The following is a 25872-nucleotide window of genomic DNA, read 5'->3' as shown; positions in this document are numbered from 1 at the left end:
CTGGACGTATGGTCGTGCCATGGGACGCGGCAAGCTTCGGATCTACCTCGGCGCTGCGCCGGGCGTCGGCAAGACGTACGCGATGCTCTCCGAGGGACACCGACGGGTCGAGCGCGGTACGGACTGCGTCGTGGCCTTCGTGGAGCACCACGGACGGCCGCGCACGGAGGTGATGCTGCACGGCCTGGAGCAGGTGCCGCGCCGGACCCTGGACTACCGGGGCACCACCTTCACCGAGATGGACGTCGACGCGGTCCTGGCCAGGAAGCCGGCCGTCGCGCTCGTCGACGAGCTCGCCCACACGAACGTCCCCGGCTCCCGGAACCCCAAGCGCTGGCAGGACGTCGCCGAGCTCCTCGCGGCCGGCATCGACGTCGTGTCGACGGTCAACATCCAGCACCTGGAGTCGCTGGGCGACGTCGTCGAGTCGATCACCGGCGTACGGCAGAAGGAGACCGTCCCCGACGAGATCGTCCGCCGCGCCGACCAGATCGAGCTGGTCGACATGTCGCCCCAGGCCCTGCGCCGCCGCATGGCCCACGGCAACATCTACACGTCAGACAAGGTCGACGCGGCCCTCTCCAACTACTTCCGCCCCGGCAACCTCACCGCCCTGCGCGAGCTCGCGCTGCTGTGGACGGCCGACCGGGTCGACGAGTACCTCCAGGAGTACCGGGGCGAGCACAACATCCGCTCCACCTGGCAGGCCCGGGAGCGCATCGTCGTCGGCCTCACCGGCGGCCCCGAGGGCCGCACGCTGATACGCCGGGCCACCCGGCTGGCCGAGAAGGGCGCGGGCGGCGAGGTCCTCGCCGTCTACATCGCCCGCAGCGACGGCTTGACCGCCGCGTCGCCGAAGGAACTCGCCGTCCAGCGGACCCTCGTCGAAGACCTCGGCGGAACGTTCCACCACGTCATCGGCGACGACATCCCCTCCGCGCTCCTGGAATTCGCCCGCGGGGTCAACGCCACGCAGATCGTCCTCGGCTCCAGTCGGCGCCGCACCTGGCAGTACGTGTTCGGCCCCGGCGTCGGCCAGACCGTCGCCCGTGACTCCGGCACCGACCTCGACGTCCACATCGTCACCCACGGCGAGGTCGCCAAGGGGCGCGGGCTGCCCGTCGCACGCGGGGCGCGGCTCGGACGGTCCCGGATCCTCGGCGGCTGGCTGGTCGGCGTCGCGGGGCCCATCGCCCTGGCCCTGCTCCTCACGAACGTCGACGCCGACCTCGGCCTCGCCAACGACATGCTGCTCTTCCTCGCGCTGACCGTCGCCGCCGCGATGCTCGGCGGGTTCCTGCCCGCGCTCGCCTCGGCGGCCGTCGGATCCCTCCTCCTGAACTGGTTCTTCACCCCGCCCGTCCACCGCATCACCATCGCCGACCCCAAGAACATCGTCGCCCTCGCCGTCTTCCTCGGCGTCGCGATGGCGGTCGCCTCCGTGGTGGACCTGGCCGCCCGGCGCACCCACCAGGCGGCCAGGCTCCGCGCCGAGTCCGAGGTGCTCTCGTACCTCGCGGGCAGCGTGCTGCGCGGCGAGACCAGCCTGGACGCTCTCCTCGAACGGGTCCGCGAGACCTTCTCGATGGAGTCGGTGACCCTTCTCGAGCGGACGGACGGGGCCGAGCCGTGGACCCGGGCGGCGAGCGTGGGCCCCCACCCGGTCGCTCGGCCCGAGGACGCCGACGTGGACATGCCGGTCGGCGACCACCTGGCCCTCGCGCTGACCGGCCGCGTCCTGCCCGCCGAGGACCGGCGCGTCCTCGGCGCCTTCGCCGCCCAGGCCGCGGTCGTCCTCGACCGGCAGCGGCTCGTCGGAGAGGCGGAGGAGGCCAGGAAGCTCGCCGAGGGCAACAAGATCCGTACGTCCCTGCTCGCCGCCGTCAGCCACGACCTGCGGACCCCGCTCGCGAGCATCAAGGCCTCCGTCACCTCGCTCCGCTCCGACGACGTCGACTGGTCCGAGGAGGACCGCGCCGAGCTCCTCGAAGGCATCGAGGCGGGCGCCGACCGCCTCGACCACCTCATCGGCAACCTCCTCGACATGTCCCGCCTCCAGACCGGCACCGTCAGGCCGCTGATCCGCGCCGTGGACCTCGACGAGGTCGTCCCGATGGCCCTCGGGGGAGTGCCCGACGGCAGCGCCGAGCTCGACATCCCCGAGACGCTGCCGATGGTCGAGGTCGACAAGGGCCTGCTGGAGCGGGCCGTCGCCAACATCGTCGAGAACGCCGTGAAGTACAGCCCCGGCGGCGCGCCCGTCTCGGTCGCGGCCAGCACCCTGGGGGAGCGCGTCGAACTGCGCGTCGTGGATCGCGGCCCCGGAGTCCCCGACGAAGGCAAGGACGGCATCTTCGAGCCGTTCCAGCGCTTCGGCGACGCGCCCCGCGGCGCCGGCGTGGGCCTCGGCCTCGCGGTCGCCCGCGGCTTCGTCGAGGCCATGGGCGGCACCCTCTCCGCCGAGGACACCCCGGGCGGCGGCCTGACCATGGTCCTCACCCTCAGGGCCGTGCGGGGCGGGCCCCCGGGGCAGGTCGTGGAGCTTCCGGCGCATGCCGTGAGCTGAACCCCGCGCCGGCTCTCGTCCCGCGTCCGCCGCGGTGCCGGGCCCGCTCTCGTACAGCTTCTGCTCTCGTACCGACTCCGCTCTCGTACCGACCCCGCTCTCGTACCGATTCCGCTCTCGTACCGATTCCGCTCCCGTACCGACTCCGCTCCTTACCGCTCAGCCCATCAGCCCACCGCACCGCCATCAGCCAAGCCGCCCGCGACGGGCGCCGAAGAAGGTAGGTCCCCCTCCATGACCCGGGTCCTCGTGGTCGACGACGAGCCACAGATCGTCCGCGCCCTGGTGATCAACCTCAAGGCGCGGAAGTACGAGGTCGACGCCGCACCCGACGGCGCCACCGCCCTCCGGCTGGCCGCCGAGCGCCACCCCGACGTCGTCGTCCTCGACCTCGGTCTGCCCGACATGGACGGCGTCGAGGTCATCAAGGGCCTGCGCGGCTGGACGAGGGTCCCGATCCTGGTCCTCTCCGCCCGCCAGACCTCCGACGAGAAGGTCGAGGCGCTCGACGCCGGCGCCGACGACTACGTCACCAAGCCCTTCGGCATGGACGAGCTGCTCGCGCGGCTGCGCGCGGCCGTCCGCCGCGCCGAGCCGGTCGGCGGTGCCGAGGACGGCGTCGTGGTCGTCGAGACCGAGGGCTTCACCGTCGACCTCGCGGCGAAGAAGGTCCACCGCGACGGCCGGGACGTCCGGCTCACCCCCACCGAGTGGCACCTCCTGGAGGTCCTCGTCCGCAACGGCGGGCGGCTCGTCAGCCAGAAGCAGCTGCTCCAGGAGGTCTGGGGTCCCTCGTACGGCACGGAGACCAACTACCTCCGCGTGTACATGGCGCAGCTGCGGCGCAAGCTGGAGGCCGACCCCTCGCACCCCCGCCATTTCGTCACCGAACCGGGCATGGGTTACCGCTTCGAACGCTGATGCGAGAGTCGTGTATGCGGCCGGTCCTGGTGGCGGTGGGGGCCGGTACGCTTTCTGTATGAGTGCTGCACCGCGTACAGAGAAGCCGGCCGGTAGGTTCCGCCGGATGCTCGACCGGCTCTCCTCCACCCCGGAGGACCTGGAGTCGGTGGAGCTCCAGGAGGACGCCGAAGCCACGGGGTGCACCCGCATCTGCGACTGCTCCGACCGCCAGATAGTCAAGGTGACTGGTACCTTGCGCACGGTCACGCTGCGTCCCCGGGCCGGTGTGCCCGCGCTGGAGGCCGAGCTCTTCGACGGCACGGCACCGCTGGACGTCGTCTGGCTGGGCCGCCGCTCCATCGTGGGCATCGAACCGGGCCGCAAGCTGATCGCCTCCGGCCGGATCTCCATGAGCCACGGCCGGCGGGTCCTCTTCAACCCCAAATACGAGCTCCGACCGCTCGGACAGGAGTAGCCGGTGACGTCCCTCGACAAGCCGACCACGGATCAGGACGCCCAGGCCCCGCAGGACGCCCAGGCCTCGAAGGAGGTCACCGAGGCCGCGCTGTTCGAGGCCTTCGGCGGCCTGCGGGGCATGATCGAGACGGTCGTGCCCGGCCTGCTCTTCGTCACGATCTTCACGATCAACAAGGACCTGCACATCTCGGCGATCGCCGCGCTCGCGGTCTCGCTGGTCCTGGTCGCCGTCCGGCTGATCCGGCGCGACACCGTCAAGCACGCCTTCAGCGGCGTCTTCGGTGTCGCCTTCGGTGTCGTCTTCGCGATGATGACGGGCAACGCCAAGGACTTCTACCTGCCCGGCATGCTGTACACCCTGGGCCTCGCCCTCGCGTACATCATCACCACGCTCGCGGGCGTCCCGCTGATCGGCCTGATCCTCGGCCCGGTCTTCAAGGAGAACCTCTCCTGGCGCACCCGCAACCCCGGCCGCAAGAAGGCGTACGCGAAGGCCAGCCTGGCCTGGGGCCTGATCCTGCTCGCCAAGTGCGCGATCCTCTTCCCGATGTACTGGTGGGCCGACACGACCAAGTTCGGCTGGGTCCTGGTCGCCCTGAAGATCCCGCCGTTCCTGCTCGCGGTCTACCTCACCTGGATGTTCCTCGCGAAGGCGCCGCCGCCGATCGACGTCTTCGCCGAGATGGAGGCCGAGGAGCAGGCCGAGAAGGCCCGCAAGGAGGCCGCGCGGAGCACGCCGGAGGCCTGAGCGGCACGCTCGGAGGTCTGAGCGGCACCGCGTTCGTACGCGTACGGGGAAGGGCCCGGAACCTGTCACCAGGTTCCGGGCCCTTCCCCGTACGAGAGGTCCTCCGGTCCGTCAGGACTCGGTGGTCTCGCGGCGGACCTGCAACAGGTCCTCCAGCTGCTCCTCGCGGGCCTGCGCCGCCACGAACAGCAGCTCGTCACCGGCCTCCAGGGTCTCCTCCGCGCTCGGCGTCAGCACCCGCGAACCGCGGATGATCGTCACCAGCGAGGTGTCCTGGGGCCAGTCCACGTCCCCGACGGAGGTACCGGCGAGCGCCGACTCCGGCGGGAGCGTCAGCTCGACCAGGTTCGCGTCGCCGTGGCTGAAGCGGAGCAGCCGGACGAGGTCGCCGACGCTCACCGCCTCCTCGACCAGGGCCGACATGAGACGCGGCGTCGAGACGGCGACGTCCACGCCCCAGGCCTCGTTGAACAGCCACTCGTTCTTCGGGTTGTTCACGCGGGCGACGACCCGCGGCACGCCGTACTCGGTCTTGGCGAGCAGCGAGACGACCAGGTTCACCTTGTCGTCACCGGTCGCCGCGATCACCACGTTGCAGCGCTGGAGCGCCGCCTCGTCGAGGGACGTGATCTCACAGGCGTCGGCGAGCAGCCACTCCGCCTGCGGCACCCGCTCCACCGAGATGGCGGTGGGCGCCTTGTCGATCAGCAGGACCTCGTGACCGTTCTCCAGGAGCTCGCCCGCGATGGAACGGCCCACCGCACCCGCGCCCGCAATAGCGACACGCATCAGTGACCGCCCTCCTCAGGACCCTCGGCGAAGGCCTCCTCGACCTTCGCGATGTCGTCCGTACGCATCATCACGTGCACCAGGTCACCCTCCTGGAGCACCGTCTGAGAGGTCGGCAGAATCGCTTCGCCCAGTCGGGTGAGGAAGGCGACACGGACGCCGGTCTCCTCCTGGAGACGGCTGACCTTGTGGCCGATCCAGGCGGGGGAGGTGTGCACCTCCGCGAGCTGCACGCCGCCGCTCGGGTCCCGCCACAGCGGCTCCGCGCCGGAGGGCAGCAGCCGCCGCAGCATCTGGTCGGCGGTCCAGCGGACCGTCGCGACCGTCGGGATCCCGAGGCGCTGGTAGACCTCGGCGCGCCGCGGGTCGTAGATCCGCGCCGCCACGTTCTCGATGCCGAACATCTCGCGCGCGACCCGCGCCGCGATGATGTTGGAGTTGTCGCCGCTGCTCACCGCGGCGAAGGCACCGGCGTCCTCGATCCCGGCCTCGCGCAGCGTGTCCTGGTCGAAGCCCACGCCCGTGACGCGCCGTCCGCCGAAACCGGACCCCAGACGACGGAAAGCCGTCGGGTCCTGGTCGACGACCGCGACGGTGTGCCCCTGCTGTTCGAGGGTCTGCGCGAGAGCGGCTCCCACTCGCCCGCAGCCCATGATGACGATGTGCACGTCCCCTTACCCCGCACTCCTGATCGCCCTGCTGACCTGCGAAAACACCCTGCCCACAACTTTCCTCGCCCGAACCGCCCGGGCCGCGGCGGGCAACGCCCTGCCGGGTTGCCCGGTCCGAGCTTATGCGGCAACGCTGGCGGGGACCGCATCCGAGGTGGTACTCAGGGAGATTCGGTGCGGATCGGGGGTGCCGGTGAGCATGGCGGATTTCGAACGCTTACGATCCTCTCCGTGTCCAAACTGACCGACGTGCCCAAACGGATCCTGATCGGGCGGGCCCTGCGCAGCGACAAGCTCGGGGAGACCCTGCTCTCCAAGCGGATCGCGCTCCCCGTCTTCGCCTCCGACCCGCTGTCCTCGGTGGCGTACGCGCCAGGTGAGGTGCTGCTCGTCCTCTCCGTCGCGGGGCTGTCGGCCTACCACTTCAGCCCGTGGATCGCGCTCGCGGTCGTCGTCCTGATGTTCACGGTCGTCGCCTCGTACCGCCAGAACGTGCACGCGTACCCGAGCGGCGGCGGCGACTACGAGGTCGCCAACACCAACCTCGGGCCGAAGGCCGGACTCACCGTCGCGAGCGCCCTGCTCGTCGACTACGTCCTGACCGTGGCCGTCTCGATCTCCTCGGGCATCGAGAACCTCGGCTCCGCGATCCCCTTCGTCGTCGAGCACAAGGTGGCCTGCGCGGTCGGCGTGATCATCCTGCTCACCGTGATGAACCTGCGCGGCGTGAAGGAGTCGGGCAGCCTCTTCGCCATCCCGACGTACGTCTTCGTCGCCGGCGTCTTCATCATGATCGCCTGGGGCGCGTACAAGGGGATCGTCCTCGACGAGACCATGAAGGCCCCCACCGCCGACTTCGAGATCAAGCCCGAGCACCAGGGACTGGCCGGCTTCGCGCTCGTCTTCCTGCTGCTCCGCGCCTTCTCCTCCGGCTGTGCCGCGCTCACCGGCGTCGAGGCGATCTCCAACGGCGTCCCCGCCTTCCGCAAGCCGAAGTCGAAGAACGCCGCCACGACGCTCGCCCTCATGGGTGGCCTGGCGGTCACCATGTTCTGCGGCATCATCTTCCTGGCCATGGCCACCGACGTCCGGATGGCCGAGAAGCCCGCCGAGGACCTGCTGGTCAACGGCGTGCCGGTCGGCGCGGGCTATGTCCAGGACCCGGTGATCTCCCAGGTCGCGGCCGCCGTCTTCGGCGACGGAACGTTCTTCTTCGTGCTCCTCGCCGCCGCCACCGCGCTCGTCCTCTTCCTGGCCGCCAACACGGCGTACAACGGCTTCCCGCTCCTCGGCTCGATCCTCGCCCAGGACCGCTACCTGCCGCGCCAGCTGCACACCCGCGGCGACCGCCTCACCTTCTCCAACGGCATCGTGCTCCTCGCGGGCGCCGCCGCGCTCCTGGTCTGGGTCTACGGGGCCGACTCGACCAAGCTGATCCAGCTGTACATCGTCGGCGTCTTCGTCTCCTTCACGCTGAGCCAGATCGGCATGGTCCGGCACTGGAACCGGCACCTGAAGACCGAGCGCGACCCGGCCAAGCGCCGCCACATGATCCGCTCCCGCGCCATCAACGCCTTCGGCGCCTTCTTCACCGGCCTCGTCCTCGTCGTCGTCCTCGCCACCAAGTTCACCCACGGCGCGTGGGTCGCCCTGCTCGGCATGGTGATCTTCTACGGGACGATGACCGCGATCCGCAGGCACTACGACTCGGTCGCCGCGGAGATCGCCGCCGCCGAGGAACGGCCCGACGAGTACGTACGCCCCTCCCGGGTCCGCTCCATCGTCCTCGTCTCCAAGCTCCACAAGCCCACGCTCCGCGCCCTGGCCTACGCCAAGCTCATGCACGCGAACGAGCTGGAGGCGCTGACCGTCAACGTCGACCCGGTCGAGACGAAGGCGCTCAGGGAGGAATGGGAGCGGCGCGGCATCAACGTCCCGCTCAAGATCCTCGACTCGCCGTACCGCGAGATCACCCGCCCGGTGATCGAGTACGTCAAGAACATCCGCCGCGAGAGCCCGCGCGACGCCGTCTCCGTCTACATCCCGGAGTACGTCGTCGGCCACTGGTACGAGCACCTGCTGCACAACCAGAGCGCCCTGCGCCTCAAGGGCCGGCTGCTCTTCACGCCCGGCGTCATGGTGACCTCCGTCCCGTACCAGCTCCAGTCCTCCGAGGTCGCGAAGAAGCGGGCCAGGAAGCGCCAGGAGTGGAACGCGCCGGGCTCGGTCCGCCGGGGCCCGGTGGAGAAGCGCCAGAAGGAACCGACGGCGAAGAACAGCTAGAACAGGACATCCGGATCCGGAAAAGAACATCCGGAAAAGAACAACTAGACTGGTGGGCTGCCGTCCGAAGTATCCGGACGACAGCCCACCGCCACTTCCTCTTGGAGTCCCCCCGCCATGCAGAACACCCCTGTTTCGTCGTTGGTCGGGGAAGAGTACGAGGTCGAGGTCGGACCGGTGGCCCACGGCGGCCACTGCATCGCCCGCACCGAGGAGGGCCGCGTCCTCTTCGTCCGCCACGCGCTGCCCGGCGAGAAGATCGTCGCCCGCGTGACCGAGGGCGAGGAGACGTCCCGTTTCCTGCGCGCCGACGCGATCACGATCCTCGAACCCTCCAAGGACCGCGTCGAGGCCCCCTGCCCCTTCGCGGGCCCCGGCAAGTGCGGCGGCTGCGACTGGCAGCACGCCAAGCCCGGCGCCCAGCGCCGCCTCAAGGGCGAGGTCATCGCCGAACAGCTCCTGCGCCTCGCCGGGCTCACCCCCGAGGAAGCCGGCTGGGACGGCACCGTCATGCCGGCCGAGGGCGACAAGCTGCCGCAGGGCGAGGTCCCGCAGTGGCGCACCCGCGTCCAGTACGCGATCGACGAGGAAGGCCACGCGGGCCTGCGCAAGCACCGCTCGCACGAGGTCGAGGTGATCGACCACTGCATGATCGCCGCCCAGGGCGTCTCGGAACTCGGCATCGAGAAGCGCACCTGGGAGGGCATGGCCACCGTCGAGGCCATCGCCGCCTCGGGCTCGAACGACCGCCAGGTCATCCTCACCCCCCGCCCCGGCGGCCGCCTCCCGCTCGTCGAACTCGACAAGCCGGTCTCCGTCCTCCGCGTCGACGAGAAGGACGGCGGCGTCCACCGCGTCCACGGCCGCGCCTTCGTCCGCGAGCGCGCCGACGAGCGCACCCACCGCGTCGGCAGCGGCGGCTTCTGGCAGGTCCACCCGAAGGCCGCCCAGACCCTCATGCTCGCCGTCATGCAGGGCCTGACCCCCCGCAAGGGCGAAACCGCCCTCGACCTCTACTGCGGCGTCGGCCTCTTCGCCGGCGCCATCGCCGACCGCGTCGGCGACCAGGGCGCCGTCCTCGGCATCGAGTCGGGCAAGCGCGCGGTCGAGGACGCCCGCCACAACCTGGAGGGCTTCCCCCGCGTCCGCATCGAGCAGGGCAAGGTCGAGTCGGTCCTCCCGCGCACGGGCATCACCGACGTCGACCTCATCGTCCTCGACCCGCCCCGCGCCGGCGCCGGCAAGCAGACCGTCCACCACCTGGCCGGCCTCGGCGCCCGCCGCATCGCCTACGTCGCCTGCGACCCGGCGGCCCTGGCCCGAGACATCTCCTACTTCGCGGAACGCGGCTACAAGGTCCGTACCCTGCGCGCTTTCGACCTGTTCCCGATGACGCACCACGTGGAGTGCGTGGCGATTCTGGAGCCGGTGAAGAAGGACGCCTGAGCCGGGCTGTTCTCGTTCTAGGAAGGCCGGCCCGCCAGCCGGTCGAGGTGGCCCTGGGCGAGTTTCGCGAGCGCGGGTCCGTGTTCGTAGCCGAGCGGTGCGAGCTCCGGGGGCGGGACGTAGCCGTCGGGCATTCGTGCGTACGTCTGCTGCATGAGCTGCCGGTAGGCGTCGGCGAGCAGGCCGGGCCAGTCGCCGGTCAGTGGTGGGCGCATCCGGGACTCGGCGGCGAGGGCCGCGTGATGGGTCGCCGCTTCCTCGATGGCATCGGCGGCCGTCGAGTCGGCGATCGGCTTCCGGCCCGGTCGCCACGGGGGCAGCCAGGGGCTCGGGGTGCCGTGCAGGATCTCGGCGGCGAGTTCCTGGGCGATCAGCGGTGAGGCGTGCAGGCCGTCGCGGTGCGTACCGGTGGCCACCCACAGGCCGGGGCGTCCGGTGTTCCCGAGGACGGGGTGTCCGTCGAGTCCCACCGGGCGGTTGCCGTGGTGGACGCGGTCGATCCTGGCGCCCGTCAGGCCGTGGTGCAGTTGACCGAGGCCCGCATCGAGGAGGAAGCGGAGCGCGCCGGCGGCGGGAGCGTCGCCGGGATGGAGTGCCGGGGCGGCGGAGGCGCCGAGGTACCGGGTGCCGTCGGCCTGCGGGACGGCGTGGAGTCCGCAGGCGTACGCCCGGTATGGGTGCGTAACACCAGCGGAGGCACAGGGGCGTTGGGGCGGAGGGTGACGGCGGTACCTTCGGCCGAGACCACCGGCAGGACGGGTAGTTCCGGTTCGACGCGCTCCAGAAGGGCGCTGGACCATGCGCCTGCCGCCACGACGACCCGACCGGCCGTCAACGTGCCCTGGCCGGTGGTGAGTTCGTGCGACGATCCGTGGGATCGCAGTCGGTCGGCCCCGACGCGATCCACGTTCGGCAGCGCCCGGAGCGCCGCGTCCAGGGTCTGTATCCAGCGGCGTGCGTCCAGGAAGCGCTCCTGCGGCAGGAAGACGGCCCGCAGCGCCCGGTCGTTGTCCAGCGGTCGGTACGCCGGTATGTCGGAGACGGCGCTGTCCTCGACAGGCAGTCCGTAGCGCGCGCCGGCCGCACGCATGGCCTCGAACGACGCGTCGTCGATCGGCCCGGAGGCTCCGTTGAGCAGGACGTACGTCCCCGCCCCGTACCCGTCCGCGGGCGCCGCTTTCCCGGCCCGTTCCCGTAAGCCCTCGCGCCAGGCCGGCCAGCGCGCGGCGGCCTCCACTGCCATCCCAGGCGCAGTTCGCCATGCCGGGTCCGCACACCGGCCGACGTCACCTCGCCCAACACCCCGAGCAGCGCGCCGGCCGCCTGCGAGGCGCCGGAGCCGCGCCGCCCCGACACAACGATCCGCAGCCTCGGCTCGGCACACGCCAGCGCGTACGCGATCGACCTGCCCAGCACTCCCGCCCTCACGACCGCCACGTCGACGTCCGCCACAGCGCCCCTCTCGCCCGCATCGACTCACAGGCTTCTCCCGGCGCGCCCGGTCATACGTCCACAGAATCGAGTGTGCTCTGTCAGACCCGCCCACCATGATGGGCGACGCAAGTGGCATCAAGAGGAGGCCGAGTTGGAGAAGCTGACCGCCACACAGCTCAAGGACGTGTTCGGTCTGTCGGAGGAGGCGTGGCTGCGTCTCAAGGACGGCATCATCGAGCCTCTCGACGGCGAGGCCTTCGCTGATGGCCCGAAGAGATGGTCCGGATACGCGTTTGCGCGGTGGCTCGCCTCTGCCCATCCTGAACTGGCGGGCGCGGGGCCTCTTCTGCTGCGCCCGGCACCCTTGGTCGAGTCCCGATACCTCGGGGGCGAGTACCGCGACGCGGACGACGGAACGGACATCCGTGCCGAGTACTTCACCGGGCGTTGGGAGACCCGGGAGGGCGTTATCGCCATCGTCTTCCCGTGTGACGGCATGCCCGATGCGAGGAGCCTTCTCGACGTGCATACGGACACCGCCGGCCTCGTCGTCGTAGAGCACTTCTACGGCTTCGACGGGCCTGAACTGCAGGCGGTTGACCGGGAACGGCCCGAGCTCGTCTACCACCCGAGGTGGAGCGAGCTTGCCGCGCACCTGGGCGGCCCCGTCCCATGGTGGCCCCGTGAGTTGCGTCGCCGTGCCCACCTCACCGCATGGACCCCCGGAGACGCTCCCGTCCCGGTCGACATGGCCACCTATCCCTCCTGGGAGCCGCTCTACGAGCTGGCGCGACAGGAACCGGAGGGTTCCCCGCTGCGACGCGCCTGCTTCACGATCGGCCACCGCATCCGGACCAGTGCGGCGGAGCACACGTCGTGGGAGATGGAGAACCTCCGCTCCTGGTCGGCAGGGCCGGGCGACTCGATGGTGCATCCGGCCGTTCCGAGCGTGTCCGACCCCGGCCCCGGAGAGCTCGCGACGGACGCTGTCGTCGGCGCCGGACTCGCCGAACTCTGCGGGCGTACGGACGACCTGGCCGTGGAGTGTCTTGAGCATGTCAGTGCCTGGAGCAGCGAGGACCTTCCTTACGGTGGCACGTTCCACGTGACCCGAACGGACGTCACCCGGGCCGCGGCCGAGTGGATCAACCGGCTGCGTGTCGTGCCGCCGACCGCTCTGCACCGGGTGTGGGACGAGAGCTACGACACCGTGGAGACCTTCGTCGATCCGGTGACCGGCAGCCCGGTGGTCGCGGTGAAGGGGAAATTCGCCTCCCGCCGTCTCAACGAGATCACCTACATAGGCCGGGCGCCCAAGCGCCTGCCCGAGGGAGCGGTCCTCAAGGAGGTCATCCTCGACGACCCGGTCTGGGTGCGCACCGACGACGGCGTGCTCTATCCGGCTCCCGTCATGGACGCCCCAGGGCTGTCCTGGGGGTACGACGGTTCGGGTCCCCACACGCTCGCCCAGTGCGTAGGGCGGCTGCTCGATGACGGAGGCGCCCACGCGGTTACCTATGTCAACGGCGGGAAGGACGAGCCAGGGCTCGGGGACTGCTTCAGGATCAAGCACAAGCGAGGGACGCGTCTGTCGCGGCGTGACCTCGTCCGAGCCCGCGGGGGCGCATGACTCCGACGCCGCACCGCTTCCCGAATCTGCGGCCCGTGATCGTGTTCCGGCTCCCGCACCCCGCCCCTTCCGAAAGGCCCTTCGTCCATGTCCCGACGCCGCCCGCGCCCCGCCTGGCAGGTCGCCGACTTCTTCGCCCTGGAGCGGGAGGCGGAGGTGTACCTTGCGGCGGTCGATGCCTGCCTGGCCGTGCCGGCCGTCGCACGGCGTCTCGGCGTGCGACCCCAGGCCACAGCCGAGAACGCCCGAGCGGCCATGCTTGCCGAGGCCAACGTCGAACGTGCCGTCGCGCCTTGCCGGGACACCCAGGAGCGCTTCCGTGCGTTGCTGGAGCGAAGCGAGCGTCAGCGCCGACGGCTCGACTACCTCCGCGACCGCACTCATCCGCTGACTGTGGCCCTCTGCGGAATGACCGTACTCACCCTGCTGGTAGCGGTCTTCCTCTCCTGGCCGGCAGTACTCGGCGCCGCGTTGGCTCTGCCGCTGACCGGGGCGGTGATCTGGCGGCACCCGGTGTGGCGCATGCACGTCCTGCTCAACCTGCGGGAGTGGGCTCTGCGTCCGCGCGTCGCCCTGCTGGACAGAAGGACCGCGTGGGCGGCAGCCGCTTGGAGCCGGGACCTCCAAGGGAACGGCGTCCGCCCGCTGACCGACCGGGTGGTCGAGGCGCTGCTCGGTGAGGACCGCGACTCACTGCTCCTTGCGGACAACTTCCACGGCCTGCGCTCGCCGCGCAATCCGCGGTACGTGGTCGAGAGCCTGGCCGCCCGGAGCCTGACCCGCAAGATTGCCCAACTTGAGAGTGGTGGGACGATCGCGGTCAGTGGCTCCCGGGGCGCGGGGAAGTCGACCCTCCTGGAAGCCTGTGCAGGCGAAGCCGGGTTCGCGGTCGTCGTGCAGGCTCCGGCCACCTATTCGCCGTACGACTTCCTGCTGTCCCTCTACGTCCGAACCTGCGAGAACTATCTCGTTCACCAGGGCCACGTGCCTCCCGCGTTCCTCCGGATCTCACCTTTCCGCAGAGTGGCGCGCCGACTGTTGCCGGCCTTGCGGAAGAGGCTCACCGTGCTGGCTTTCGGGCTGTCGGCGGGCGCACTTGTCGTCCTCGGCTTGGCCGCAGGCGTACGTTCCCTCACGGCCCAGCAGTGGCCGACCGTGCGTGCCGGGGCGGTGGACCTCTGGCGCCAGGCGGCGGGGGTCGTGCTCGACATCTGGAACGGCGAGCGGGTCGGCGCGGCGGTGCTCGTCGTCGTCGCCGGCATCCTGTTGTGGAGCCTGCGGCGGTGGAAGCAGTGGCGTGCCATTCGCATGGGTGCCCGGGTCACCCTCGTTGTAGCGGGGGTGGTGCTGGCCGTCGCAGCCTTCGTCTCGCTGTTGGTCGATGACGACGTGCGCGCCCTCCTGAGGGAGGCAGCCGGCAAGGGGAGCGGGAAGGACTTCATCCTGCTGACTGTCCTGCTCGTCGGCATCGTCAACCTCTTTACCGAACGGCCTTGGGAGATTCGCGGGCGCGTCCTCCTCACCCTCCGTCGGCGGCGTCGGACCGCATGGATCCTCTTCACCGCAGGGCTCGCGCTGCTCTTCACCATGCCCCTGACGCTGGCTCTGGCGGCAGATCCCGAGAATCCGCTTCGTCTCGCCATCGTTCTCACGGGCCTGATGCTGATCAAAATGGCCACGTGGAGCCCGGCGAACCCGGTCCCGCGCCTCGTCACCGCCTGCCGCGACGAGCTGTACCGGCTGCAGACCGTGCAGACGGCCTCCTCCGCCGTGACGGCCGGACCGCCGCAACTGCTCACTGCGCAGACGACCTCGCTGTCGACCATGCCGCCGAACTTCCCAGAGCTGGTCTCCGACTTCCGTGCGCTGCTGACGGAGATCGCCGCCGAACAGCACCTACAAGAGCAGCGGGTCGTGATCGCGATTGACGAGGTGGACCGGCTGGGCTCCGATACCGCGGCGCTCGCCTTTCTCGGCGAGATCAAGGCCATCCTCGGCGTGCCCCATGTCCACTACCTGATCTCGGTTGCCGAGGACGTCGGTGCGTCCTTCGTGCGCCGTGGGCTGCCCCACCGCGGGGTCACCGACAGCTCGCTGGACGACATCGTGCACGTTCCGCCGTGCACGCTGGAAGAGTCCAACGAGATCCTGGAGCGTCGGGCGTCCGGGCTCTCCGAGCCCTTCAAGGCACTGACGCACGCCCTCTCGGGCGGCGTGCCCAGGGACCTCATCCGCTACGGGCTGCGTCTGGACGAGATCGAGGCCCGGACACAGTTCGTCGAGCTCACCGACATCGCGGGGCAACTGATTCTCGAGGAGCTCAGTGACACGCTCGCCGGTTTCCGCACACTCCTGGGCAAGCAGCGGTGGACGGCGCGGACGGGCACGATCCTCGTCGCCTTCCGGAACGCGATGGACCATCTGCGGCCGGCCTGCCCCTGTGGTTCGACCGAGCTCCGGCGGGCCCTCGAGCACGTGGCCTTCCACGACCTCCGCGGGCGCCTGGGCGAGGAGGCGGCGGCAGAGGTCTCGGACGAGGCCCGGGAACTCCTCGACGAGGCCTCTGCCTACGCCTTGTTCTCTCTGACCCTGCTGGACGTCTTCGGCAGGGGGGACTTCGCCCGCCGTCGGGATGAGGCAGCGGCACGCGGCCCCGACGGGGCCTTGGAGCTCCTCGGCCGCGCTCGCCAGGAGCTGGAGGTGTCGCCGTACAGCGCACGGCACCTGATCGGGTCGATCCGTACCGCCTGGCAGCTACCAGAGGGCCTGACCGCTGGACCGGCGGCTGCTGTCCCGCTGCCCCGAGGCACCGACTGCCCGCGTCATCCGAGGGTGCCGGCCTGATGTGCGTCGACATCGTCCCGGGGAGGGGTGACCAAAGCGCCCGCGCCTGTGCAGAAACCGGCCCCTGGGGTCCGTCGGGTTGCCCGCCGCCGGCCGAGTGGGGTCGCTCCCCAGCGGGCGGGCGGGCGGGCGGCCGGGCGTGCGTGCCGGCCGTACGGGCAGGGGGCGGGCGGAGCGCGTGGGTCCGGTGTGTGTCTCGCCTCGGTGCAACTGGGTTGGGCTGAGGGTGAGATGAGTCCGTCGGATAGTGTTGAGTCCTTTGCTTGATCACTGTCGTGATCTCAGTCGTTCGAAAGGCCCGCATGTCCGTTCCTTCGCTGGACCAGTCCGCATCCGAATCCGTCGTCGTCTCCCGGCTCCGTGCCGCGGGGTGTGTCTTCGCCGAGGACGAGGCGCGGATGATCATGTCTGCCGCCGCTGACGCCGCGGAGCTCGAGGAGATGGTCGAGCGACGCGTCGTCGGGCTGCCGTTGGAGCATGTCGTCGGCTACGCGGAGTTCTGTGGTCTGCGGATCGAGGTCGACGCCGAGGTGTTCGTGCCCCGGCGGCGTACGGAGGCGCTCGTTCGCATGGCGGCGGAGCTTGCTCCGGCGCGGGCGATCGTCGTTGATCTGTGCTGTGGTTCCGGTGCGTTGGGGGTCGCGCTCGCCACGGCGCTGGACGAGGTCGAGCTGTATGCAGCGGACGTCGACCCGGCGGCCGTGCGGTGTGCCCGGCGCAATGTCGCTCCGGCCGGGGGAGAGGTCTACGAGGGTGACCTCTTCGCGCCGCTGCCCGTCGGGCTGAAGGGGCGCGTGGATGTCTTGTTGTCCAACGTTCCGTACGTGCCCACCGTGGAGATCGAGCTGCTGCCGGCCGAGGCCCGTGACTACGAGGCGCGTGTGGCGCTCGACGGGGGTGTGGACGGTCTGGCGGTCCTGCGCCGCGTCGTCGCCGAGGCGGCCGAGTGGCTGGCCCCCGGGGGCGTCCTGCTGTTCGAGACCAGTGAGCGGCAGGCCGACGAGGCCGTGGCCGCGGTCGGCGGGGCCGGTCTGCTCGCGCAGGTGGCCACCGATGACGACCTGGACGCCACCGTGATCATCGCGAGCCGCCCCGACACCGTCTGAGGGGCACCCGAGCGAAACCCGAGCGCACAGGGAAAGGGGTCATCCATGGAGAGCATCGATTCTCCTCGCCGGCCGCAGCTTCTCGCCATCAGCGACCTGCACGTCGCCCACGCGGAGAACCGGCGGATCGTCGAAGAGCTCCGGCCGTCGTCGGACGGCGACTGGCTGATCGTCGCCGGTGACGTCGGGGAGCTGAGCGAGGACATCACCTGGGCGCTGCGGACGCTCAGCGAGAGGTTCGCCCGGGTGATCTGGAGCCCGGGCAACCACGAGCTGTGGACGCCGAAGGAGGACCCGGTCCAGCTGCGGGGCGTCGAGCGGTACGAGTACCTCGTGGACGTCTGCCGTGGCCTGGGCGTGCTCACTCCCGAGGATCCGTACGCGCTGTGGGAAGGCGACGGCGGCCCGGTCCGTATCGCGCCCCTCTTCCTGCTGTACGACTACTCCTTCCGCACGCCGACGGCCGCGAACAAGGAGCAGTCGCTGGAGCAGGCCTACGAGGCGGGGGTGGTGTGCACCGACGAGTTCTTCCTGCACCCCGACCCGTACGCGGGCCGCGAGGACTGGTGCGCGGCGCGGGTGGCCCTCACCGAGCGGCGCCTCGCGGAGTGCGACCCCGACGTCCCGCTCGTCCTGGTCAACCACTGGCCCCTGCTCCGCGAACCCACCAGGATCCTGCGCTACCCCGAGTTCGCCCAGTGGTGCGGGACGGAGCGTACGGCGGACTGGCACCTCCGGTTCAACACCGCCGTGGCCGTCTACGGTCACCTCCACATCCCCCGCACCACCCGGCACGACGGCGTGCGCTTCGAGGAGGTGTCGGTCGGCTATCCGAGGGAGTGGAAGCGGCCCGGTCACCCCAGGAACGTGCCGCGCGCGGTTCTCGCGGCGCCGCCGCACGGTGCCTCCTGAGCACACCTTCCTTTCCGTCTGTCGTCCGAGTCGCCTGAGCACCCCTCTTGTGGCCCTACCGGAGATCGATAAAATGTCACACACCATATAAGGGAGTCCTTCATGGCCCACGAGCATGCCCCGGCGCACCGTGCCCATCCCTGGCACGGCGTCATGGTCGCCACCGCTCTTCCCCTGCGCGACGACCGTTCCGTCGATTACGACGCGTACGCCGAGCACGTGGCCTGGCTGATCGCCAACGGGTGCGACGGGGTCGTCCCGAACGGTTCCCTCGGTGAGTACCAGACCCTGACCGACGAGGAGCGCGCCCGGGTCGTCCGTACCGCCGTCGACGCCGCGGGCGACGGGGCGCGGGTCATGCCCGGCGTCTCGGCGTACGGGAGCGACGAGGCGCGGCGCTGGGCCGAGCAGGCCGCGGAGGCGGGGGCCGGTTCGGTGCTGCTCCTGCCGCCGAACGCCTACCGGGCCGACGAGCGGGCCGTACGCGCCCACTACGCCGAGGTCGCCGCCGCCGGCCTGCCCGTCGTCGCGTACAACAACCCGCTCGACACCAAGGTCGACCTCACGCCCGACGTGCTGGCGCGCCTGCACGGCGACGGCAGCATCGTCGCCGTCAAGGAGTTCAGCGGTGACGTCCGCCGGGCGTACGAGATCGCCGAACTCGCCCCGGAGCTCGACCTCCTGATCGGTGCCGACGACGTCCTCCTGGAGCTGGCCCTCGCCGGCGCGGTCGGCTGGATCGCCGGCTACCCGAACGCCCTGCCCCGCAGTTGCGTCACGCTCTACCGGGCCGCCGTCGCCGGCGATCTCGGCGTCGCGCTCCCCCTCTACAAGTCCCTCCATCCGCTCCTGCGCTGGGACTCCAAGGTCGAGTTCGTGCAGGCGATCAAGCTCTCCATGGATCTCGCCGGGCGCCACGGGGGAGCCACCCGTCCGCCCCGCCCGCCGCTGACACCCGAGCAGGACGCCGTCGTGCGCGCCGCGACCGGGAAGGCCCTCGCCGAGGGGCATGCGTGAGCTCTGCCGCAGGGATCGCCCTGGGGGATGCCACCTGAGGATCTCTGGGGTTGCCACCTGGGGATCTCTGGGGGATGCCTCCCGAGGGTCCCTGGGGGATTCCTCCCAGGGACCCTCTGAGGGTTGCCGCCTGGGGGTCCTGAGGGTTGCCGCCTGGGGCTTTCCCTGGGAAATTTCATCCGTCCGTACGTCTGAAGGGGACCCATGCGTACGCGTCATGTCTTCCATGCCGTCGACTCGCACACCGAGGGCATGCCCACGCGTGTGATCACCGGTGGTGTCGGGGTGATTCCCGGTGCCACGATGGCCGAGCGCCGGCTGCACTTCATCGAGCACCTGGATCATCTCCGTACGCTGCTCATGTTCGAGCCGCGCGGTCACGCGGCGATGAGCGGTGCGATCCTGCAGCCGCCCACCCGCCCCGACGCCGATTACGGCGTGCTCTACATCGAGGTGTCCGGGCTGCTTCCGATGTGCGGTCACGGCACCATCGGGGTCGCCACCGTCCTCGTCGAGACGGGCATGGTGCCGGTCGTCGAGCCCGTCACCACCGTCCGCCTCGACACCCCGGCCGGGCTCGTCAGCGTCGACGTCCGTGTCGAGGACGGCCGGGCGTGCTCCGTCACCTTCACCAACGTGCCCGCGTTCTCCGTCGGGCTCGACCTCAAGACGGAGGTGCCCGGGCTCGGCACCGTCACGTACGACCTCGCCTACGGCGGCAACTTCTACGCCTTCGTGGAACTCGACTCCCTGGGCCTGCCGTTCGACCGCGACCACAAGGACGAGCTGCTCGCGGCCGGGCTCGCCGTCATGGACTCGATCAACGCGGGTCCCGACCGGCCCGTCCACCCCCTCGACCCGGCCTTCGCCGGCGTGAAGCACGTCTACCTGGCCGCGCCCGGCTCGGACGCGACCCGCTCGCGGCACGCCATGGCCATCCACCCGGGCTGGTTCGACCGCTCGCCCTGCGGCACCGGGACCAGCGCCCGCATGGCCCAGCTCCACGCCCGCGGCGAGCTTCCGCTCGACACCGACTTCGTCAACGAATCCTTCATCGGTACGGAGTTCACCGGCCGGCTCGTCGGCGAGACCGAGGTGGGCGGTGTGCCCGCGGTCGTCCCGACCGTCACCGGGCGCGCATGGATCACCGGGACGGCGCAGTACTTCCTCGACCCCGACGATCCCTTCCCCGCCGGGTTCCTCCTCTGATCTCCGTGCGGGAGGTCCCGCGCGGGCAGCGAGAATCCCTGCTTCCCGCGCGGGTGGGCAGAGAAACGTGACATTGTACGATGCTCCTCCGTGACATCTCGGAGGGCGCACGATGGGTGACCTGAAACAGTACGGCCTCGTGAGAGCGCAGGAGCGGCTCCGCGACCAGGTCGGGCACGCCCTCCGGGCCGCCCTGATCGCCGGCGAACTCCGCCCCGGGCAGGTCTACTCGGCCCCCGGACTCGCCGCCGACCTCGGCGTCTCCGCGACCCCGGTCCGCGAGGCGATGCTCGACCTGGCCCGCGAAGGCCTGGTCGAGCCCGTACGCAACAAGGGCTTCCGCATCACCGAGGTCAGCGAGCGGGACCTCGACCAGTTCACCGAACTGCGGACCCTCATCGAGGTCCCCACCATCGGGCGCGTCACGCGGATGGCCACCCGGGAACAGCTGGAGGAACTCCGGCCGGTCGCCGACGAGATCGTCTCCCGCGCCAGGGAACACGACCTCATCGGCTACCTGGAGGCCGACCGCCGCTTCCATCTCGCCCTGCTCGCCCTCTCCGGCAACGAGCGCCTGGTCGAGACCGTCGGGGAGCTGCGCAAGCGCTCCCGCCTCTACGGCCTGACCGGCCTGGACGAGGCGGGCAAGCTCGTCTCCTCCGCCGAGGAGCACCTCGAACTCCTCGACCTGATGCTGGCCGGTGACTCCAGTGGTGCCGAGGCCTGCATGCGCCGCCACCTCGGCCATGTGCGCTCCCTCTGGGCCGATGCCCACGACGAACAACCGGTCGGCCGCGCGGCGGTCTCGTAGGCATCGGTTCCGGGGCTCCTCAACTCGGTTGTCTCTCAAGGGAGTCCCCGGATTCCGGCATCTGGACAGGGTGCATGCCGTCTATATGCTGACGCCATGCTTTCCGCCGCCTCGAAGCCCGCGAACGCCTCCTCGTCCCCCTCCGCGTCCGTTCCTGCCGCCGCTCCCGTCCCCGGCACCGCCTCGCGGCTGGCCGGCGTCGCGTCGTCGCCGGTACGGGAGATCCTGGCGCTCACCGCGCGCCCCGAGGTGATCTCCTTCGCCGGGGGACTGCCCGCCCCCGAGCTGTTCGACGTCGCGGGGATCCGAGCGGCGTACGACCGCGTGCTGGCCGAAAACCCGCGGCAGGCGCTCCAGTACTCGACCACCGAGGGCGACCCGGAGCTGCGCACCGCGATCGCCGGCCGGCTCGCCGTCCGCGGTCTGCCCACGGACGCCGACGACCTGCTGATCACCACCGGCTCGCAGCAGGCCCTCACCCTCCTCACCACGGCCCTCGTCGAACCGGGCGGCGTGGTGCTCGTCGAGGACCCCTGCTACCTCGCCGCCCTCCAGACCTTCGCCTTCGCAGGCGCCCGGGTCGTCCCCGTACCCACCGACGACCAAGGGGTCATCCCCGCCGCGCTGGAGGAGATCGCGGCGCGCGAGAAGCCCACCCTCCTCTACCTCGTCCCCACCTTCCAGAACCCCACGGGCCGCACGCTCCCCGCCGAGCGCCGCGCCGCCGTCGCCGGAGCCGCCGCGCGGCACGGGTTCTGGATCGTCGAGGACGACCCGTACGGCGAACTCCGTTACGACGGCGAGCGCGTGCCCTGGATCGCGGCCGACCCCGTGGCCGCCGACCGGACCGTCCTCCTCGGCTCCTTCTCCAAGGTGATGGCCCCCGGCCTCCGGCTCGGCTTCCTGCGCGCCCCGGCCGGGCTGCGCCGCGCCTGCGTGATCACGAAGCAGGCCGCCGACCTGCACACCTCCTCCATCGACCAGGCCGCGGCCGCGCGCTATCTGCGCGACAGCGACCTCGACGCGCACGTCGCGGGGGTGCGGGCCGCGTACCAGGAGCGCAGGGATGCCATGCTCGAAGGCCTGCCCGCCGCGCTGCCCGAGGGCAGCCGATGGAACCGGCCGGACGGCGGCATGTTCATCTGGGTCACCCTCCCCGAGGGCCACGACGCGACGGCACTCCTCAAGACCGCCGTCGGCCACGAGGTGGCGTACGTGCCGGGGGCGCCGTTCTTCTGCGGGGAGCCGGACCCGGCCGCGATGCGGCTGTCGTTCACCACGCACTCGGCCGAGGAGATCAGGGAAGGCCTGCGCAGGCTGGCCAAGACATTCGCCTGACGTCGAAGTCCGTTCTGCCGCGCCGTCCCGGCATGACCTCGTGTCGTTGTTGGGCCGAACGGGTGAGGAGCGGGAGGATGTGCGCATGAGTAGGTACGAGAGGTACGACGTCACCGACGAGCAGTGGGAGGGCCTCGCCCAGGTCGTGCCCCTGCGCGGCCGTGACGAATGGCCGTCCAGGGTCGACCACCGCACGATCCCCGAGCAGTACGAGTCCGCCGAGCAGCGCCGCATGATCGTGCTGCGGGTCCAGGTGTTCGCCGACGCCCGTGAGGTCGCCGAGTACCTCATCGCCCAGATCCCGGTCCTCCTCGATCTGACGAGCGCCGACACCGATGTCGCCAAGCGCATCCTCGACTTCAGCAGCGGGGTCGTCTTCGGCCTCGGGAGCGGGATGCACCGCGTCGACCGGAACGTCTTCCTTCTCGCCCCGGCCGGTACGGAGGTCGAGGGTGCGGAGGGCGAGGATGGGGAGGAGGTCATGGGCGGCAGGACCGCCGGCGTCCCCCGTTCGTAGGAAGGTCATCTGGACGTAACGGTTCGTCAGAGAGCGGGCTGCATACGGTCCGGACATGGACCTCACCGGCGGCAGCACGCTCGCCCGCACGCCACACGCCCCTTCCTCCGACGTGTCTTCATCCGGGATTGCCCCGTCCAGGGCAGTTCCCTCGGGGGCTGTTCCTTCCGGGATTGTTCCCTCCGGGATTGTTCCCGCCGGGGCTGCTCCCGCCGGGGCTGCTTCCTCTAGGGCTGCTTTCTCTGCGGCTGTTCCCTCCGCCGTGACCGCCGTGACCGCCGTGACCGCCGTGCCTGCCGTGACCGCCGGCCGATCGGCGGCCGGGGTCAGGGGCGGGGGCGGGCGGGGAGTCGCCCGGCCGGTCGTCACCGAGCTGCGCCTGTCCGCGTTCGCCGGCCACCGGGGCGCCGTCCACGCGCTCGGGCCGGTCACCCTCTTCGCCGGGCCGAGCGGAAGCGGCAAGTCCACGACGCTCCGGGCGTACGAGGCGCTGGCCCGGCTCGGTGCGGGCGACTCGCTCGACGAGGTGTTCACGGACGCCGCCGAATGCGTTCCCGAGCGCGCTCGGCCCGACGCCCAGGGCCGTCGCGGCTTCCGGATCGGGTGCACGGTCGACGGGCCGGTCGGCCCGGTCCACCTCGACCTCGCCGTCCAGGCCGAGCCCCGGCTCCGGATCGTCGGCGAGCGGCTCACCGGACGGGGCCGCACGCTGCTCGCCACCGCCTTGCGCGACCCGGGCCGCAGCACCGTCCAGGCCGAGTGGCACACCGCCGGCGCCACTCCCGTCACACGGGCACCGCTCCCCGACGACCTGCTCGGTACGGCCCTGCTGCCGCTGCGGGTCGCGGGCAAGACGCCCGGGCAGCTGGAGGTCCTGGCCGCCGCCGAACAGGTGGTCATCGGGCTGCGATCCGTCTTTCCCTGCGACCCCCGGCCCGAAGGGATGCGGGCTGCCGTCCTCCCCGGCGAAGGGCGGCTGCGGCGCGACTGCGCCAACCTCGCCGAGGTCCTGCACCGCACCCACACGGCCTGCCCGCGCAGACACCACCGCCTGGCGACCGTGGCGGGCGCCGGTTGTGCGGGACCCGTCACCGGGATCGGCGTGCAGGAACTCCCGGAAGGCTTCGTCCGGGCAGTCCTCGAAAGGGGCGGTCGGCCCGCGACGCCGCTCGGCCGCCTCGGCGACGGTGAACTGCGGTACCTGGCCCTGGCGCTCACCCTGCTCACGGGCCCCGGCGTGCTCGCGATGGACCGGATCGCCGAGGTGCCCGACGCGATGCAGAGCCTGACCCTGCTCGCCGACGGCCTGGACCGGGGGCTCGACAGGCGCCAGGTGCGCGAACTGCTCGGCCTCGCCGTGGGCATCGCCGCCGACGGGCACATCAGGGTCGTGGGGGCGGTCGGCGAAGGAGGGGAGGGGGAGGCGCGTCGGGTGCCCGGGGTGACGGTGGTAGACCTGGGGGAATGACGGAGAACGAGATGGTGGGCGGGGAGATGGTGGACGGGGACGTGGGGAGCGGGGGCGCGGTGGTTCATGACGTGGCGGCGCTCCAGCGCAGGCTGGCCGCGTTCGCGGCCGCTCGCGACTGGCAGCCGTTCCACACGCCCAAGAACCTGGCGGCGGCGCTCAGCGTGGAGGCGTCCGAACTCCTGGAGATCTTCCAGTGGTTGACCCCTGAGCAGGCGGAACGGGTGATGGAGGACCCCGAGTCGGCGCACCGCGTCGCGGACGAGGTGGCCGACGTGCTCGCCTACCTCCTCCAGTTCTGCGAGGTGCTCGGGGTCGACCCCCTGGTTGCGCTCGCGGCGAAGATCGACAGGAACGAGGTCCGTTTTCCCGTCCGGCGGCGGGGCGGAGGGGGTGGTGACGCGCCCGCGACAGGAGATCGTCACTCTTCGGAGTGATCGAATTTTCCCCATCGAGCCTACTGTCCACAGATTTCCGAATTCCCCTGGTGTTGGGGCTCAGTCGGCCTCACTCTGGGTAGTGGAATGAGTGGGCAGTAAGTCGTACGAACGGGGGCGGCGTTGATGGAAGCAGAGCGGCTCATCGCGGCCGGGCGGCACGCGTTGGCGGGGAGTGGGACAGCACAGGACATCGTGGCGGAGGCCTGGCAGGCTCAGGCACTCGCCCAGGCGATAGGGAGTCATCTCGCGCTCTGCGGGCCGATGGAACTGCGCGGCGAGGCGCGGGGGCTGAGTGAGATCGGGGAGTACCCGGCGTGGGGGGCCGGTGGGCCGCGTGCGGCGCAGTTGACGGAGGTCGGCGATCCGGTGGCGGCGTTGACCGCGCTCGGGGCGCTGCTCGGGGAAGTGGGGATCGCGCTCGTCGGGGTGGCCTGTGCCACCGACGAGGAGGGGCTCTACTGGCAGTGCATCGAGGCCATCGACGCGGTCGACGAGTCGAACGACCGGGTGGGCGGGATGCTGCGGCGGCTGGCGGTGCGGGACCGGGAGCGGACCCGTCCCCCCGACCCGGCCCGAGGCCGGGCGGGCCCCGGGCCGGGTCCGGTGTGAACGGCGGACGGCGATCGGCCGGGGGCGGTGCGGCGGCTGCGGTGGTTCTAGAACAGGTGCCGCGTCGCGTCGCCGGAGGCAGGACGGGTGTCGGGCTCGTGGCCGGCGTCCTCGCGGTGCTCGGCTCCATGTCCGCGCTGGTCGCTGCGGTCTTGATGCACGTCGCGGTGTTCCGGTTCCGGCAGGTCGCTTCGGTGGGGGGCGGCGGAGCCGTCGCGTTCGGCGGCAGGGTGGCCCGCGGCGGGTCGCTCGGCGGCGGGGCAGTCGGCATCGGGGCCGGGCTGGGCGGGTTCCGATTCCAGGCGGTCGGCCGAGGACTGAATGTCGGCGTCGAGCTGGGAGAGGTCGGCGGAGAGCGCGGCCATCAGCTCCTCCATCTGCTGGAGCAGCCCCTTGGGGGCGCCGGCGTCCTTCTGTGCGGGCACGGAATGCGAGGCGGATTGCTCGGGCACGGCCCGCTCCGGCGCGGCTTCCTGGGACATGGCGGCCTCCTCGGCCCGGCCCCCGCCGGCGTGGCGGGGACACGAGAGAGAGCGACGCACCGGCAGCGGCCGCCGGCACGCGGGCCGGGCGGTCCGGCTCCGCCCGAGCCAACGACGGGTCCCAGGCGACGGTCACTGGCCAGGGCGGACGCGCCCCGCCACAGGGCCGGAT

General features: G+C 71.2%; 23 protein-coding genes. 18 read left to right on the top strand and 5 right to left on the bottom strand.

Annotated elements, in window-relative coordinates:
* Positions 1-19: 19 nt before the first annotated feature.
* The 4 genes from ASC82_RS16895 to ASC82_RS16880 all read left to right on the top strand — a co-directional run bounded on the left by ASC82_RS16895 (position 20) and on the right by ASC82_RS16880 (position 4694).
* Positions 20-2566 carry a sensor histidine kinase KdpD gene (locus tag ASC82_RS16895; protein WP_056648205.1) on the top strand — a complete coding sequence of 849 codons (2547 nt, stop codon included), beginning with the start codon at positions 20-22 and terminating at the stop codon, positions 2564-2566.
* A gap of 234 nt (positions 2567-2800) precedes the next feature.
* On the top strand, positions 2801-3487 hold the full coding sequence (locus ASC82_RS16890; RefSeq protein WP_024758518.1) for a response regulator: 687 nt from the start codon (positions 2801-2803) through the stop codon (positions 3485-3487).
* Between the two features lie 58 nt (positions 3488-3545).
* The gene (locus ASC82_RS16885; RefSeq protein ID WP_079039299.1) at positions 3546-3944 is read left to right on the top strand and encodes an OB-fold nucleic acid binding domain-containing protein; all 399 of its coding nucleotides are present in this window, start codon (positions 3546-3548) and stop codon (positions 3942-3944) included.
* A gap of 3 nt (positions 3945-3947) precedes the next feature.
* Positions 3948-4694, top strand: coding sequence for a DUF3159 domain-containing protein (locus ASC82_RS16880; RefSeq protein ID WP_056648200.1), 747 nt, complete (start codon positions 3948-3950; stop codon positions 4692-4694).
* A gap of 111 nt (positions 4695-4805) precedes the next feature.
* On the opposite strand, the gene ASC82_RS16875 is transcribed toward ASC82_RS16880, so the two are convergent.
* Both ASC82_RS16875 and ASC82_RS16870 read right to left on the bottom strand, forming a co-directional pair.
* Positions 4806-5483 (bottom strand): TrkA family potassium uptake protein, encoded by a 678-nt coding sequence (locus ASC82_RS16875; protein ID WP_056648195.1) that lies wholly within the window; start codon positions 5481-5483, stop codon positions 4806-4808.
* Positions 5483-6151, bottom strand: a complete 669-nt coding sequence (locus ASC82_RS16870; protein WP_024758514.1) for a TrkA family potassium uptake protein — start codon at positions 6149-6151, stop codon at positions 5483-5485. Before ASC82_RS16870 ends, ASC82_RS16875 begins: the two co-directional genes overlap by 1 nt.
* A gap of 234 nt (positions 6152-6385) precedes the next feature.
* On the opposite strand from ASC82_RS16870, the gene ASC82_RS16865 reads away from it, so the two are divergent.
* On the top strand, positions 6386-8437 hold the full coding sequence (locus ASC82_RS16865; protein WP_056648193.1) for an APC family permease: 2052 nt from the start codon (positions 6386-6388) through the stop codon (positions 8435-8437).
* Between the two features lie 117 nt (positions 8438-8554).
* Positions 8555-9883, top strand: a complete 1329-nt coding sequence (locus ASC82_RS16860) for a TRAM domain-containing protein (RefSeq protein WP_056648189.1) — start codon at positions 8555-8557, stop codon at positions 9881-9883.
* A gap of 17 nt (positions 9884-9900) precedes the next feature.
* On the opposite strand, the gene ASC82_RS31145 is transcribed toward ASC82_RS16860, so the two are convergent.
* Together ASC82_RS31145 and ASC82_RS31140 are read right to left on the bottom strand one after the other, a co-directional pair.
* A complete protein-coding gene (locus ASC82_RS31145) occupies positions 9901-10353 on the bottom strand; it encodes an FAD-binding oxidoreductase (protein WP_056648185.1) in 453 nt (150 codons plus the stop codon).
* 41 nt (positions 10354-10394) lie between these two features.
* Complete coding sequence (locus ASC82_RS31140) at positions 10395-11126, bottom strand: FAD-dependent oxidoreductase (protein WP_242427676.1); 732 nt, start codon at positions 11124-11126, stop codon at positions 10395-10397.
* A 342-nt stretch (positions 11127-11468) separates the two neighbouring features.
* On the opposite strand from ASC82_RS31140, the gene ASC82_RS16845 reads away from it, so the two are divergent.
* The 12 genes from ASC82_RS16845 to ASC82_RS16790 all read left to right on the top strand — a co-directional run bounded on the left by ASC82_RS16845 (position 11469) and on the right by ASC82_RS16790 (position 25218).
* On the top strand, positions 11469-12947 hold the full coding sequence (locus ASC82_RS16845) for a hypothetical protein (protein ID WP_056648181.1): 1479 nt from the start codon (positions 11469-11471) through the stop codon (positions 12945-12947).
* 87 nt (positions 12948-13034) lie between these two features.
* Entirely contained in the window at positions 13035-15791 is a 2757-nt protein-coding gene (locus tag ASC82_RS16840) for a P-loop NTPase fold protein (protein ID WP_056648178.1), read from the top strand.
* Positions 15792-16093: 302 nt separating this feature from the next.
* Positions 16094-16897, top strand: a complete 804-nt coding sequence (locus ASC82_RS16835; protein WP_056648664.1) for a putative protein N(5)-glutamine methyltransferase — start codon at positions 16094-16096, stop codon at positions 16895-16897.
* A 45-nt stretch (positions 16898-16942) separates the two neighbouring features.
* Positions 16943-17809, top strand: a complete 867-nt coding sequence (locus ASC82_RS16830) for a metallophosphoesterase (protein ID WP_056648174.1) — start codon at positions 16943-16945, stop codon at positions 17807-17809.
* Positions 17810-17911: 102 nt separating this feature from the next.
* On the top strand, positions 17912-18826 hold the full coding sequence (locus tag ASC82_RS16825) for a dihydrodipicolinate synthase family protein (protein WP_056648170.1): 915 nt from the start codon (positions 17912-17914) through the stop codon (positions 18824-18826).
* A 204-nt stretch (positions 18827-19030) separates the two neighbouring features.
* Positions 19031-20035: a proline racemase family protein gene (locus tag ASC82_RS16820; RefSeq protein WP_056648167.1), complete on the top strand. Its 1005-nt coding sequence runs from the start codon at positions 19031-19033 to the stop codon at positions 20033-20035.
* A gap of 112 nt (positions 20036-20147) precedes the next feature.
* A complete protein-coding gene (locus ASC82_RS16815) occupies positions 20148-20846 on the top strand; it encodes a GntR family transcriptional regulator (protein WP_056648164.1) in 699 nt (232 codons plus the stop codon).
* 96 nt (positions 20847-20942) lie between these two features.
* Entirely contained in the window at positions 20943-22184 is a 1242-nt protein-coding gene (locus ASC82_RS16810) for a PLP-dependent aminotransferase family protein (protein WP_199862546.1), read from the top strand.
* A gap of 85 nt (positions 22185-22269) precedes the next feature.
* Positions 22270-22701 carry a cell division protein SepF gene (locus ASC82_RS16805; protein WP_056648162.1) on the top strand — a complete coding sequence of 144 codons (432 nt, stop codon included), beginning with the start codon at positions 22270-22272 and terminating at the stop codon, positions 22699-22701.
* Positions 22702-22972: 271 nt separating this feature from the next.
* Positions 22973-24169 (top strand): ATP-binding protein, encoded by a 1197-nt coding sequence (locus tag ASC82_RS16800; RefSeq protein WP_347336080.1) that lies wholly within the window; start codon positions 22973-22975, stop codon positions 24167-24169.
* A 26-nt stretch (positions 24170-24195) separates the two neighbouring features.
* Complete coding sequence (locus ASC82_RS16795; protein WP_056648658.1) at positions 24196-24606, top strand: nucleotide pyrophosphohydrolase; 411 nt, start codon at positions 24196-24198, stop codon at positions 24604-24606.
* 126 nt (positions 24607-24732) lie between these two features.
* Complete coding sequence (locus tag ASC82_RS16790) at positions 24733-25218, top strand: DUF6099 family protein (protein WP_056648159.1); 486 nt, start codon at positions 24733-24735, stop codon at positions 25216-25218.
* 47 nt (positions 25219-25265) lie between these two features.
* Here the strand turns inward: ASC82_RS16790 and ASC82_RS29550 are convergent, their stop codons facing one another.
* Complete coding sequence (locus ASC82_RS29550; RefSeq protein ID WP_079039297.1) at positions 25266-25700, bottom strand: hypothetical protein; 435 nt, start codon at positions 25698-25700, stop codon at positions 25266-25268.
* Between the last annotated feature and the right edge of the window lie 172 nt (positions 25701-25872).

This window comes from Streptomyces sp. Root431, from assembly GCF_001426585.1.
GTDB classification, from domain to species: domain Bacteria; phylum Actinomycetota; class Actinomycetes; order Streptomycetales; family Streptomycetaceae; genus Streptomyces; species Streptomyces stackebrandtii.
The sequence above is the reverse complement of the archived record's forward strand: the minus strand, read 5'-3'. Positions and strand labels throughout refer to the sequence as shown.